14 protein-coding genes and 1 tRNA gene are annotated in these 13004 nt (G+C 70.7%); 13 read left to right on the forward strand and 2 right to left on the reverse strand.

The annotated features are described in order from the left end of the window. The 12 genes from KBY19_RS00335 (at nt 1) to KBY19_RS00390 (ending at nt 9178) form a co-directional block, all read left to right on the forward strand. Nucleotides 1-2151 (forward strand): hypothetical protein, encoded by a 2151-nt coding sequence (locus KBY19_RS00335; protein ID WP_247690449.1) that lies wholly within the window; start codon nt 1-3, stop codon nt 2149-2151. 212 nt (nt 2152-2363) lie between these two features. Next, complete coding sequence (locus tag KBY19_RS00340; protein WP_210964868.1) at nt 2364-2831, forward strand: hypothetical protein; 468 nt, start codon at nt 2364-2366, stop codon at nt 2829-2831. Between the two features lie 10 nt (nt 2832-2841). After that, nucleotides 2842-3030 carry a hypothetical protein gene (locus KBY19_RS00345; RefSeq protein WP_210964869.1) on the forward strand — a complete coding sequence of 63 codons (189 nt, stop codon included), beginning with the start codon at nt 2842-2844 and terminating at the stop codon, nt 3028-3030. Nucleotides 3031-3049: 19 nt separating this feature from the next. After that, nucleotides 3050-3367, forward strand: a complete 318-nt coding sequence (locus KBY19_RS00350; protein ID WP_210964870.1) for a hypothetical protein — start codon at nt 3050-3052, stop codon at nt 3365-3367. Nucleotides 3368-3379: 12 nt separating this feature from the next. Next, on the forward strand, nt 3380-3832 hold the full coding sequence (locus tag KBY19_RS00355; protein ID WP_210964871.1) for a single-stranded DNA-binding protein: 453 nt from the start codon (nt 3380-3382) through the stop codon (nt 3830-3832). Nucleotides 3833-3923: 91 nt separating this feature from the next. Next, nucleotides 3924-4700 (forward strand): hypothetical protein, encoded by a 777-nt coding sequence (locus tag KBY19_RS00360; protein WP_210964872.1) that lies wholly within the window; start codon nt 3924-3926, stop codon nt 4698-4700. After that, on the forward strand, nt 4697-5611 hold the full coding sequence (locus tag KBY19_RS00365; protein ID WP_210964873.1) for a bifunctional DNA primase/polymerase: 915 nt from the start codon (nt 4697-4699) through the stop codon (nt 5609-5611). Before KBY19_RS00360 ends, KBY19_RS00365 begins: the two co-directional genes overlap by 4 nt. After that, the gene (locus KBY19_RS36090) at nt 5608-5967 is read left to right on the forward strand and encodes a hypothetical protein (RefSeq protein WP_247690450.1); all 360 of its coding nucleotides are present in this window, start codon (nt 5608-5610) and stop codon (nt 5965-5967) included. The genes KBY19_RS00365 and KBY19_RS36090 overlap by 4 nt, the downstream gene beginning before the upstream one ends. Further along, the gene (locus tag KBY19_RS00375) at nt 5964-7196 is read left to right on the forward strand and encodes a DUF3631 domain-containing protein (protein WP_210964874.1); all 1233 of its coding nucleotides are present in this window, start codon (nt 5964-5966) and stop codon (nt 7194-7196) included. Before KBY19_RS36090 ends, KBY19_RS00375 begins: the two co-directional genes overlap by 4 nt. 157 nt (nt 7197-7353) lie before the next feature. Further along, nucleotides 7354-7524 (forward strand): hypothetical protein, encoded by a 171-nt coding sequence (locus tag KBY19_RS00380; RefSeq protein WP_210964875.1) that lies wholly within the window; start codon nt 7354-7356, stop codon nt 7522-7524. Nucleotides 7525-7526: 2 nt separating this feature from the next. Beyond that, a complete protein-coding gene (locus KBY19_RS00385) occupies nt 7527-7718 on the forward strand; it encodes an AlpA family transcriptional regulator (RefSeq protein ID WP_173871371.1) in 192 nt (63 codons plus the stop codon). A gap of 59 nt (nt 7719-7777) precedes the next feature. Then, complete coding sequence (locus KBY19_RS00390; RefSeq protein WP_210964876.1) at nt 7778-9178, forward strand: site-specific integrase; 1401 nt, start codon at nt 7778-7780, stop codon at nt 9176-9178. A 139-nt stretch (nt 9179-9317) separates the two neighbouring features. Here KBY19_RS00390 and KBY19_RS00395 read toward each other — a convergent pair. Both KBY19_RS00395 and KBY19_RS00400 read right to left on the reverse strand, forming a co-directional pair. Continuing rightward, nucleotides 9318-9404: transfer RNA gene (locus KBY19_RS00395), tRNA-Ser, on the reverse strand. Nucleotides 9405-9446: 42 nt separating this feature from the next. Continuing rightward, nucleotides 9447-11300, reverse strand: a complete 1854-nt coding sequence (locus KBY19_RS00400; protein WP_185017560.1) for a S1C family serine protease — start codon at nt 11298-11300, stop codon at nt 9447-9449. Nucleotides 11301-11872: 572 nt separating this feature from the next. On the opposite strand from KBY19_RS00400, the gene KBY19_RS00405 reads away from it, so the two are divergent. Then, complete coding sequence (locus KBY19_RS00405) at nt 11873-12889, forward strand: glycerophosphodiester phosphodiesterase family protein (RefSeq protein ID WP_210964877.1); 1017 nt, start codon at nt 11873-11875, stop codon at nt 12887-12889. The last annotated feature ends 115 nt before the right edge of the window (nt 12890-13004 follow it).

Consider the following 13004-nt stretch of genomic DNA (forward strand, 5'->3'; position numbering starts at 1 on the left):
ATGACCACCACTTCGGCCAACAAGCAGACCAAACCCGCCAAGACCAAGGGCGCGGGTGAGGTGGGCGCTGGGCCGGTGTGGGACTGGGCGGCCGGTCACGGACCCGTGACCGGCGCCCTGTCCGCCACCACCGGAGCCTGGGCCACCGCCACCGTCGGCGCCGCCACCGGCATGCCCCCCGGCTGGGCCTTGGCCGTTGGCGCCGCCGGCGCCATCGGCCACACCGCCGCAGGACTTCGGCTGCGCAACGCGGGCCGCACCATCGCCGCCCGCGCTGCCTCCTGGCTGGTGGGCGCCGGGTGGACCACCTGGGCCATCACCCACGGGCCGCTGACGTGGGCCGCGCTGGGCTCCCTGGCCACCATCGGTGTCGGTATCGGCACCGCCACCCGCTCCACCAACCTTTACGAGGAAGCCCGCGAGGCCGAAGCCCTCACAGCCGAGCAGCGGCAGATCGCCGCGGAACTCTCGGCTGAGCGACGCGAGATCGCCGCAGAGTGGGCCGAGCGCGTCAAGCGGGTGTGCGGGATCGAGGTGCGCATCCTCGCGGTCGAGAAGTGGCCCGCCGGTACCGGGTTCACGCTGGATGCGGAGCTGCCCGGCGGTGTCACCTACGACAAGATCGCCGCCCACGCGGCCGGTCTGTCGGCGGACGCGCACCTGCCGCACGGCTGCACCGCATCCGCCAGCCCTGGCATCCACCAGGGCCGCACCCTGATCGACGTGGGCACGGTCAACGTCCTGGAGCAGGAGCGCACCTACCCGGCCGACTACGCGCCCGTCTCCCTGATGACCGGCATTCCGTGGGGCTACCGCACCAACGCCGATGACATCTGCGTCTTCCTGCGCGAGCAGTGCGCGCTGGCCGTCGGCCCCACCGGCTCGGGCAAGACCAACCTCGTGCACGTCATCCTGGCCGGGTTCGCCCGCGCCACCGACGTGCTCACCTGGGTCATCGACCTCAACGCGGGGTCGGCCGGGCTGCCGTGGGTGCTGCCCGCGCTGGAGAGCACCGAGCAGGGCACCCCCATGCGGCCGGGGATCGACTGGCTTGCCTCCACTCACGCGGAAGCCGTGCTGATGCTGGAGACCGCGCTGGCCATCGCCCGGCATCGCAAGACCGCCTACCAAGGGCTGATGCGGCAGCACGACACGGATCTGCTGCCCATCAGCCCGGCGATCCCGCAGATCGAGCTGGTCATCGACGAGGGGGCGGAGATCCTGGTCAGCAGCGACCGGCGGTTGAAGAAGCTGGCCGAGAAGATCCTCGAAGTCAAACGGATCGCCCGCGCCATGGGCGTGCGCACCGTGCTGACCGCACTGGGCGCAACCGGCAGCGTCCTGGGAAACCTCCTCATCCGCCGTGAGGCGAAGGTGCGCGTAGCGCTGACCGGCGGGGAGGTGGAGGGGATGGACCTGAGCAAGATGTTCCCCGGCTCCCGCGGCCTGCGCGTCGAACAAGCCCCCTACAAGGGCAGCGGGTTCATGGGCACCCCTGAATCCCCCGCAGGGCTGTTCAAGACCTGGCGCATCCTGCCCAGCCAGATCAGCGAAATCGTGGCCGCCACCAGCGACCGCCACCCGACCCTGGACGCCCCCTCGGCGAAGGCGGCGGGGGAGGCGTATGCGAAGCGCTGGGACGCGGAGCGGATCGCCTGGATGCGCGACCCCGCCCACCAGCCCCAGCAGCCCACCCCCGCCCAGACCGCAGAGGCGGAAGAGCAGGGTTCGCGGCGGGGCCTGAACCTGCGGGCCCTGCGCAACCAGCCCGAGGACGGGCAGCCCAGCGACCCGGACGAACTGATCTCCCAGTTCCGCAAACAGCTCGATGAGTTCGGCGCCGACGCGATCGAGCAGCCGGCCCGCGAACGCACCGAACGCCCCGGGCTCAACCTGCGCGCCCTGCGCGAGAACGACACCCCTGCGGCTGGCGAGGGCATCGAGCAGGAGGGGCCCGAATGGCTGGCGCAGGCCCTGGCAGCCATCCGGGACGCCGGCCGGGACGGACTCAAGCCCTCGGCCGTCGCCGATCTGGTCGGCCGCAGCCGTCAAGCCGTGCGGGACGCCCTCAAGTCCGCCGCCAGCCGCGGCGAACTGGTCTACCGCGACAACGGCCCGCACTCCGTCTACGTCCACCCCGACCACGCCTGAAAACCCCCTCAGCGCGACGACAGAGCGCTACTGGTTACTGGCTGCCGCCAAACCCGCCACTGGCCAGTAGTCGGCCGCCCAGCGGCCCCCTGCGGCCTTTCACGAGGGCGTTTGCCACTAGCCAGTAGTCAGTAGCCACTAGCCACTACGACCACACAGAGTGACCACGAGGCGGCCCCGAACGGGCCGCCTCTTCCCCTTGGAGGCGACTTGTGGAGACCCCCTACGAGATCACCACCCTCACCCGCACCGACCGCACAACCCCGCCCGCGAACATCGTTCACCCGCCGCTCGCCCCGGCCGAGATCCCGCCCGGGGTGGAGGTGGTGACCCTGCCCGACGGACGCCGCACCCTCGCCTACACCCAACCCCCGACGCAGGCCGCCCCCGCTGCCGCACCGCCGTCCGGAGTGCCCGCATGGGCCAAGACGACCGCACTGCTCGCCCCCACCGTCGGCGCCGGCATCGGCGCCGGCGGCTTCGGCCTCTCCTACGCCGCACCCGGAGTCATCGCCATGACCGACGCCCTGTGGGCCGCCGCCGCACTGGTCGCCACCGGATGCGGCGGCGCCGCCCTCCTCCTGAGCCGCTGGCGCCGCAGCGCCCCGACCCAGGTCACCCAGAACATCACGGCCAACGGCCTCTTCGGCCGAGCCAACGGCACCATCAACAACCACTGAGGAGCACGCCGTGACCGTCTCCTTGTTCATCCTGCTCGCAGTCGTCGTCTTCGCCTTGCTGCGCTCCCGCTCCGTCGGTGCCTGGGCCGCGATAGCCGTCTTCCTCCTCGGCTTCTACACCGCCAGCACCGACGCTCGCTCCACCATCAACAACCTCGTCTCCTCCATCACCAACACCGCCAACAGCTTCGGTGGCTGACCGAAGGAGAACGCACGCCATGACCGACACCGCCCCCGAGAGGCAGACCGGCTACCTCCGCCTCGTCGACGAGGCGGAGGACTGGGGATGGGACGACTTGATGGCCGTCGTCTTCCCCGGCCATCTGCCTGACCGCATCGTGTGGGCCGCGCTCAACGCCCGCGCGCGGATCGTCTGGAACGACCCGCTGCACACCTACACCCCAGGACGGCCGCAACACCTCTACGCCCGCCCCGTCCCGTGTCCGGAGCCCACCTACTGCGGCTGCGGCACGACTCACCCCGAAGCAATCGAGATCCCCACCCCGGACCCCATCACTCTCATCGACTTCCTCTGAAAGGACACCGCTATGGCCATGGGAGACACCCCCATCACCGTCGTCGGCAACCTGACCGCCGACCCCGAGTTGAAGTTCACCGCCTCGGGCGCCGCGCTGGCACGGTTCACCGTCGCCTCCACACCCCGCCAGTTCGACCGCGAGTCAGGCCAGTACAAGGACGGCACCGCGATGTTCATGCGCTGCTCGGCATGGCGCGGCCTGGCCGAGAACGTGGCCGCCTCGCTCGCCAAGGGACACCGCGTCGTCGTCTCCGGACGGCTGCGGCAGTTCGACTGGCAGACCCCCGAGGGGGAGAACCGCTCCATGCTCGCCATGGAGGTGGACGAGATCGGCCCCAGCCTGCGCTTCGCCACCGCCCAGCCGGTCAAGGCCACCGGCAGCAACGGGAGCGGGAAGCCCGCCGACGACCCTTGGAACACCGGCAGCAATCGCCCGGCCGCCGGGGACGAGCCTCCGTTCTAGACACGCCAGGGGCGGCCCCACTCGCGCCAACGATCACGGGGCCGCCCCTGCCCACCCAGCAACTCCATAGAGAGCACTGGAGGTCTCCAGCATGACACTTCATGTCGTCCAGTTCAGCGGCGGAATCGGCTCATTCTGTGCCGCTGTCCGCGTCGCCGAGAAGTACGGCACTGACCAGCTCGTCCTTCTTATCGCCGACACCGGTATCGAGGACCCGGACCTGTGGCGCTTCGCCGACGACACCAGCCGCCTGCTCGGCGTGCCGCTGACGAAGGTGGCCGACGGGCGCACGCCCTGGCAGGTCTTCCGCGATAAGCGGTTCCTGGGCAACGACCGGCTCGCCCCCTGCACCCGTACCCTCAAGCAGATTCCCTGCCGGTCCTGGATGACCGAGTACGCCGACCCCAGCGACTCCCTCGTGTACGTCGGTATCGAGAACACGCCCAGGGACCGGGCCCGCATCCCCGCGATCGCCCGCAACTGGAAGCCCTGGACAACTCGGTTCCCCCTATGCAACAGGTGGGCCCCCGCCCGCAGCAAGACGGAGCTGCTGGACGAAGCGCGCGCGCTGGGCATTGAACCGCCGCTCCTGTATGCGCTGGGCTTCGCGCACAACAACTGCGGCGGCACCTGCGTACGTGCTGGCCAGAAGCAGTGGAAGCACACGCTGGATGTGCTGCCCGAGCGGTACGCCTACGCCGAAGCCCAGGAAGAGTCGCTGCGGGACCTGCTGGGCGATGTTTCCATCCTGCGTCAGCGCCGCAAGGGCATCGGCTCTGCGCTGCCGCTGGCCGAGCTGCGGCGTCGCCACCAGGCCACCGCCACTCTCCCCGCCTTCGACCTGGGTGAAGGGCAGGCCGCCGCATGACGCATCCCCCCACCTGCAACCTGGCACTGCTGGCCTGGGCGCTGGAGGCCACACGGCGCGGATGGCACGTCATCCCCCTCCGGCCCGGCGACAAGCGCCCCGCCGGACACGCGGACAAGTACTGCCCCGGCACCGGCCGCTGCGCAGACGGGCACAAGACGCCCGAGCAGCGCGCCACCACCGACCAAGACCTGGTGACAGTGGCGTGGAGCTGGCAGCCGTACAACATCGGCATCGCCACCGGCCCCTCCGGGCTGCTGGTCGTAGACCTCGACACGTGCAAGGACACAGACGACGAAGGAGCGCCTGACGGCGCGAACTGCTTTCTGGCGCTCTGCGAGCGCGCCGGACAGCCATACCCGGCCACCTTCCGGGTGCGGACGCCCAGCGGCGGTGAGCACCTGTATTTCAGCCAGCCGCCGGGCGCCCGCCTGCACAACACCGCCGGCCGCCTGGCCGACCGGATCGACACCCGGGGATGGGGCGGCTACGTCGTCGCCCCCGGCAGCACCACGCCCGAAGGCACCTACGCCATCCTCGACGACCAGGCGCCCGCACCGCTGCCCGAGTGGCTGCACAACGCGCTGAAGCCACCGCGGCGGTCTGCTCAGGCCGCCGGGCCGGTCACGACCAGCGCAAGCGGGTACGCCGCCGCGGCACTGCGCGGCGAGGTGGCCAACGTCGCCAGCGCGGCGGACGGCACCCGCAACGCCACCCTGCTGCGGGCCGCGCGGGCACTGGGGCGGCTGGTCGCATCCGGCGACCTCGACCGCACCGAGGTCGAAGAGGCTCTTAGTAGGGCGGCGGCGGGCAACGCCACACAGCCGCAGCGCTACTACGACGACGTGATCCGCCGGGGCCTGGACTGGTCCATCGCCCACAACCCGGCATCCGGGAGGCGGGCCGCATGACCAACCCGCCACCTACTAAGAGCACCACCACCGGCAACAGCCAACCGGCCGCCCAGCAGCCGCAGCACCACAGCAGCGGCGGCATGAGCCAGGGCGGCCGGCAGGCCGGCCTTTCAGCTCTTCCCTTCACCCTCCTCACCGAGGAGGAGACGCGGGCCGACGGGCGCCACCCGGTGGCCTGGCTGCACATCACCGCACCCGGCGGCGCCACCCCGACCGCCACGTCGGTGTGCGCCTGCGGCCGCAACCGCAGCGCCGTCGGCAAGCCCAAAGTGCTCGCGCTGGTCGAAGACCACACCGCACACCGAACCACCTGCCACCTGCTCACCCGCACCGAAGGGAGGGCCGCCGCATGACCGAACCCATCGACGGCGCCGCACTGCTCGATGAAGTCGAGCACTTCCACCGCCGGTTCAACATCTTCCCCACCGAAGCGGCCTACGTCGCCGTCACGCTGTGGGACGCGCACGCGCACCTGATCGACGCCTTCGACGGCACCGCCCGGATCGCGTTCCTCTCCCCGGAACCAGGCTCGGGCAAGTCCCGGGCACTGGAGATCTCGGAAACCCTCACCCCGAACGCCGCAATGCTGGTCAACGCGTCGGCCAACGCACTATTTCGCCTGGTGGAGGCATCCGAGGGCCTGCCAACGCTGCTCTTCGACGAGATCGACACCATCTTCGGCCCCAAGGCCGGAGACAACGAACCACTACGTGCCTTCCTCAACTCGGGCTACCGGCGTGGCGCCAAGTCCCTGCGCTGCGTCGGAGACGGCGCCAACCAGAGCGCTGGTTGGTTCCCCTCGTTCTGCGCAGTCGCCATGGCTGGGCTCGGCTCCCTCCCGGACACGATTCTGACCCGCTCGGTCATCATCCGGATGCGCAAGCGCGCCCCCAACGAGAAAGTCGAGTCCTACCGCCGTCGCATCCACGAGAAGCAGGGCCACGCCCTGCGAGACCGGCTCGCCGAGTGGGCCGCCACGGTCTTCGACCAGGTGGCCGAAGCGTGGCCGGAGATGCCCGAAGGCGTCACCGACCGCCCAGCCGACGTATGGGAACCACTCCTCGCGGTCGCCGACGCCGCCGGCGGCCACTGGCCCGAGCGAGCCCGCGCCGCCTGCATCGAGCTGGTGACAGCAGGCCAGGACAACGAGGAAGCCTCACTCGGCATCCGGCTGCTCACCGACCTACGCGACCGCGTCTTCTGCGGCGCCGACCGCATGCCCACCGCCGTCATCCTCGAAGCCCTCCTGAGCATGGACGACGCCCCCTGGGCCGACGTGGACGACAAGCCCCTCAACGCCCGCGGCCTCGCTCGCCTGCTGGGCCAGTACGTCACCCCGGGCAACAAGCCCATCAAACCGCGCGGTATCCGCACCCCCTCCGGCTTCCCCAAGGGCTACTACGCCGAAGACCTCGCGGACGCCTGGGAACGCTACTGCCCGCCTCCCCCCGAGAAGTCCGCCACGTCCGCCACGTCCGCCACACCCCAGGTCAGCGACGGTGAACCCGTGGCGGAACCCCCCTCCGGCAGCCGCCACACGCCACCGGGAACCGACACACCACCACTGACCCTCGTGCGCTGACCAGACCACACATCCAATCGCGCCGGGGCGCCGAGCACGCCCCGGCGTGGCTGCACCAATCCGCCACACAACCGCCATCCGCCACGGATGCAAGGCGCTGACCTGCGACGTGGCGGCGTGGCGGACGTGGCGGATTCCCCAGAAGGGCACCGAAGACATGCGCATCAGGCTCCAAGGAACCGAAGACGAGTGCCGCCGCACCGCCGACGCCATCGCCACCGTCCTCGACGTGCTGGAGACCAGCCACCCCTACCCCAACCGACCCCCAAGCCGCCTCGTACGGCTCTACCTCACCGTGCAGCCGCCTGCACCGCAGAAGGAGGCGTGACCATGGCCCGCGCTCGCCAGATGCTCAAGCTCCCGGAAGTCCTCGAAGAGATAGGCATGAGCCGCCCCGCCTTCTACCGCATGCGCGCCCGCGGACAGGCTCCGAAGCTCATCAAGCTTCCGAACGGACAGCTCCGCGTACGCCGCAGCGACCTGGACGAGTGGTGGTCCAGCCACCAGGAAGACGCCGCCTGACCGATCAGTGACCACCCAGGGGGCCCGCCGCCGGCGGGCCCCCTTCGTCATGGAGAAGCATGCTCACCTACGACGTTGAAATCTGGTCCATCCGGCGCCGCAAGGGGCGCCCGAAGCCGTATGAGCTGCGGTGGCGCGTCGGCACGCGCGCCCACTCGAAGAGCTACAAGCTTCAGCCCCAGGCAGACGGGCGCCGGGCAGAGCTGCTGGCGGCGCTCCGCAACCGCGAGCAGTTCGAGGAAACAACCGGACTCCCGGCCAGCGAGTATGAAGCCCTCAGCTCACCCACTTGGTTCGAACACGCCACGGACTACGTGCTGATGAAGTGGCCGCGAGCAGCGGCCAAGCACCGCGTCGGCATCGCCGAAGCCCTCGCAGTCGCGACGCCGGTCTTTGTGTCGAGCACCCGTGGCGCACCTGACCGGAAGGTGATGCGGCACGCGCTCTATGCCTGGGCGTTTCGCGCCGTCGTCAATTCGGAAGGCACGCTCGTGCCCCGGGCTGAGGCGGAGACCCCTCCCAAGGATGTCGCTGCTGCACTGGCGTGGCTCTCAAAGAATTCCTTGAAGCTGAAGGATGCCGCGAAACCGGAGCACATGAGAGCGGCTCTCACCGCCCTGTCGCTCAAGCTGGACGGTAAGCCCGCTGCCGACAACACGGTGACTCGCAAGGTCATGGTGCTCAGCAATGCCATGCGCTTCGCCATCGAGAAGGGCATTCTCACGAAGCACCCCATGCTGGGCATCGACTGGAAGCCACCGGAGACGGACGATGAAGTCGACCTCCGACACGTGCCGGGGCCCAAGCAAGCACGCGCTCTCATTCAGGCAGTGAGGGAGCAGGGCCCTCGCGGTGAGTACCTGGAAGCCTTCTTCGGCTGCTTCTACTACGCCGCCATGCGCCCCGGAGAGATCGCTTCCCTGAAGAAGGCCGACTGCCACTTGCCGCCCGAAGATGAGCCGGACGCCTTCGGCGAACTGCTGCTGGCGGAGAATCGGCCGGAGACCGCTACGGGCTGGACCGACAGCGGGAAGCCGTACGACGAACGAGGGCTCAAGCGTCGCGCTCGCGGTGCGACTCGCCCCGTTCCCATCCCGCCCACGTTGGTACGAATGCTCCGAGCCCACATGAAGAAGTACGGCACTGCTCCCGACGGCCGGCTGTTCTGGGCTGCTCGTGGAGGACGCATCCGAACCACTGAGTACTGCGACCTGTGGGCGGAAGCCCGCGTCAAAGTCCTGACCCCGGAGGAGGCAGCAAGCCCCTTCGCTGATGACCCGTACTCCCTGAGGCGTGCGGGTATCTCGCTATGGATCAAGGCAGGGGTCGACCCTGTAGAAGTCGCTCGCCGGGCCGGGCACAGCCTGGCAGTCCTCTACCGCTTCTACGCGAGGCTGCTCCGGGGCGGCGAGGGGCGGGCAAACCGGCTGATCGCGCGGGCGCTGGAGGCCGAGGAGTAGCCCACATCCTGGCCCACGTATGGCCCGCACAGGCTGGTCAGCGGTGGCATACGAGCGAGACAGGGTGAGACACGCATGCGAAGAGGGTGTTCCCCCGCACCGGGGGAACACCCTCTGACCTGCATTCTTTCTAGCTGTGCGGAGGCGGTGGGATTTGAACCCACGGAGGTGTTGCCACCTCTACGGTTTTCAAGACCGCTCCCTTCGGCCGCTCGGGCACGCCTCCCCGCGTCGTCTGCTGACGGCGCGGGGACAGCCTAGCGTGTGGTCAGTCGTCGCCCTTGCGGGAGCCGAGGGTCACCTCGACGGTCTTCTCCTTGCCGTCGCGCTCGTAGGTGAGCTCGACCTCTTCGCCCGGCTTGTGGGTCCAGATGGTGCCGATGAGGGTGGGACCGCTGTCGATCAACGTGTCGTCGAGCTTGGTGATGACGTCGCCGGGCTTGAGACCCGCCTTGTCCGCGGGGCCGCCCGGGGTGATCGGCTCGGAACCGCCCTCGCCGGTGTTGGAGATGACGGCGCCCTTGCCGCCGCCGCCCAGCTGCACGGTCGCGCCGATCACCGGGTAGACGGGCTGACCGGTCTTGATGAGCTGCTCCGCCACACGCTTGGCCTGGTTGGAGGGGATCGCGAAGCCCAGGCCGACGCTGCCGGACTGGCCGCCTTCGAGACCGCCACCGCCACCACCCGGCTGGATCGCCGAGTTGACACCGATGACCGCGCCCTGGGCGTTCAGCAGCGGGCCACCCGAGTTGCCCGGGTTGATCGAGGCGTCCGTCTGCAGCGCACTCATGTACGACGCCTGGCTGCCCTGGCCGTCGCTGGAGGCCACCGGACGGTTCTTCGCGCTGACGATGCCGGTGGTGACCGTGCCGGAGAGGCCGAACGGGGCGCCGATGGCGATCGTCGCGTCACCGACGGCCACATCGTTGGAGTCGGCGATCGGCAGCGGGTCCAGCTTCCGGTCGCCGGCGCCGCTCAGTTTGAGCACGGCGACGTCGTAGCCCTGCGCCTTGCCGACGACCTGTGCGTCGTACTTCTTGCCGTCGGAGAAGGTCGCCGTCAGCTTGCCGCCCTGCGCACCGTTGGCCACCACGTGGTTGTTGGTGAGGATGTGGCCTTCCTTGTCGAAGACGAACCCGGTGCCGGTGCCCTCTTCGCCGCCGCCCGAGGAGCGGATCGTCACGACGCTCGGCAGCGCCTTGGCGGCTATCCCCGCGACCGACTTGGGCGAGCGGTTCAGCTTCTCCGGGTCGGCGGAGGAGCTGATCGTCGTCGAACCGCCGTCGCTGCGGTCGGCCGCCCAGAAGCCGATTCCGCCGCCGATGCCGCCCGCGACCAGCGCGCCGACGAGGACGCCGACGAGTAGCCCGCTGCGGCGCTTCCTGCCGTCCGGCCCGGGGCCGGACGGGCCTGCCGGCATCCCCCAGGGGTCGTACGGCGGCATCCCGCCGCCGCCCGGTCCACCGGGCCCCGCCGGTCCACCGGGGCCTGCCGGACCGCCGGGGCCACCGCCGTACGGAGGCGGGGGCGGGGGCGGCTGGTTGCCCGCGCCGTCCTGGCCCCAGCCGCCGGAGTGTCCCGCGCCGCCGTTACCCGGCCCCGCGCCCGCACCCGACCCGGCGCCGGCGTCGTCACCGGGCCGCCCCGGCCCGCCCGGTTCCGTCGTCGCGACGGCCGGAGCACCGGAGGCGGGTGGTGTCCCGGGGGCGGGTGGGGCATCGGACACGGCGGGGGCGCCCGGTGCCGAGGGGGGCTGCGGCGGTGCGACGACCGTCGGCTCCTCACCCGTGCTCCCCGGCTCCCTGGGCGCCGCGCCTGTACCGCCCTGGGACGACTGCACCAGCGTGTCCCCCGCGGGCTCCCTCGGCGATACGACCGTGTCCTGGACGTCCGGACCATTCTGCGTACGGTCGGCGACGGTCGCAGTGGCGGCCGGAGCGGCGGCGGGGGCGGCGACGGTCGAGGTGGAGGGGGAGGCGGATGAGTCAGGGGAGGGCAGCGAGAAGTCGCCGTCCTCGCGGCTCGTCGGGGCGCCGGTCGACGGGGCCTGGGCCGGCGCCGGGGGCGTGGGACCCGGCCCCGCCGCAGGCGTCACGGCAGCGCCCTCGTTCTCGGTGCTCACAGCTCACTCCTCATCAGGTACACGACATCGCAGGGCTGGCTGGGTGTGTTCACGTATGCGGGTATCCGTGGACAGCTTTTCCCATCACACGTCAGACGGGCGTAAGCCGACGCTGAGCGTCCGCGTCCCCTTCCTTACATCGGACCAACACCGGACAGAACCCCCGGATTTCCCCTCACCGTCAGGGTCACCGGCCGCTGTCGGGCGCGCACGAGCCGCCGTTGGTGCGACGTCACCCACACGCCCCACCACTCGCACTCCTGTACACCGTGATCACAGCAACCAGCCTAGGCGCGCCCAGCCCGAACCGCCCCTCGGCAACCTCCGGCAACCTCCGGCAACCTTCGGCAACCACAGCGCCGGAGGACGGCACCGGCAGCGGACCCGCAGCGACAGCAGCGACAGCCCGACGGGAGCCGACTGGCGGCAACAGCAGCAGCGAACGGCCGGCGGGCGGGACCCCGCGGACCGAAGCACCGGAGGCAGTCCGCCGGGGGCCCCGGACGGGACCGCACAGCTCTCCGTAGAGCCCTGCACAACGTGTCCACTCCGAGCGGTGGCACGATAACCCGGTGAGCAACGAGATCGACGCCGGATCGCGCCACCGTCTCGACCGCCCCCCGTCCGTCATCGCCCACCGCGGTGCCTCCATGGCGGCACCGGAGCACACGCTGGCCGCCTACCGCCGTGCCATCGAGGAAGGCGCCGACGGCCTGGAGTGCGACGTACGGCTCACCGCGGACGGCCATCTCGTCTGCGTCCACGACCGCAGGGTCAACCGCACCTCCAACGGACGCGGCGCCGTCTCGGCGCTGGAGCTCGCCGACCTGGCCGCGCTCGACTTCGGCTCGTGGATGGACCGGCACGCCGACCCGTACGAGTCGCCGGACAGCGCGCTGGACACCGACCGGACCGACGCCCGCGCCGGAACGGCGGAACGCGCATGGACCACGGAAGGCGCCGGAACGGCGGAGCCGGTCGCGGCGGAGCAGGTCGCGGCGGAGCAGGTCAGCCCGTCGAGGCCGACCGCTGCCGCGGAATCGGGGGCACGCGGAAGGGCGCCGGGAGGTTCCGGACCAGCCGGGGGCCCTGGTACGGCGGACCCCGAGCGCACCTCCGTCCTCACCCTGGACCGGCTGCTCACCCTCGTCGCCGAGGCGCCCCGCCCCGTCGAACTGGCCATCGAGACCAAGCACCCCACCCGCTGGGCGGGTCAGGTGGAGGAGCGGTTGCTGGAGCTCCTCGACCGGCACCGACTTCGCACACCTGTGCGCGTCATGAGCTTCTCCGCGCGTTCCCTGCAGCGCGTGCGCACCGCGGCGCCGCACGTTCCGACGGTCTTTTTGATGCAGTTCCTCCTTCCCCGCCATCGCGACGGCCGGCTGCCGCACGGGGTGCGCATCGCCGGTCCGAGCATCCGCATCCTGCGCGCCCATCCGGAGTACGTGGCGCGTGCGCACCGCGCGGGCAACGAGGTGCACGTGTGGACGGTCGACGAGCCGGAGGACGTCGAGCTGTGCGTACGGCTCGGCGTGGACGCGATCATCACGAACCGTCCCCGCCAGGTCCGCGCCCAACTCGGGCGATGAAGCAGCCGTACGCGGACGCGAAGTCCCCTGGGCACTCGTGACGCCGAAGCCCCCGACGGGCGGGAGCCGTCCGGGGAACGGAGTACACCGGCGCACTCGGCGCTTATTGCAGACA

Source organism: Streptomyces sp. B15, assembly GCF_018070605.1.
Classification (GTDB): domain Bacteria; phylum Actinomycetota; class Actinomycetes; order Streptomycetales; family Streptomycetaceae; genus Streptomyces; species Streptomyces smyrnaeus.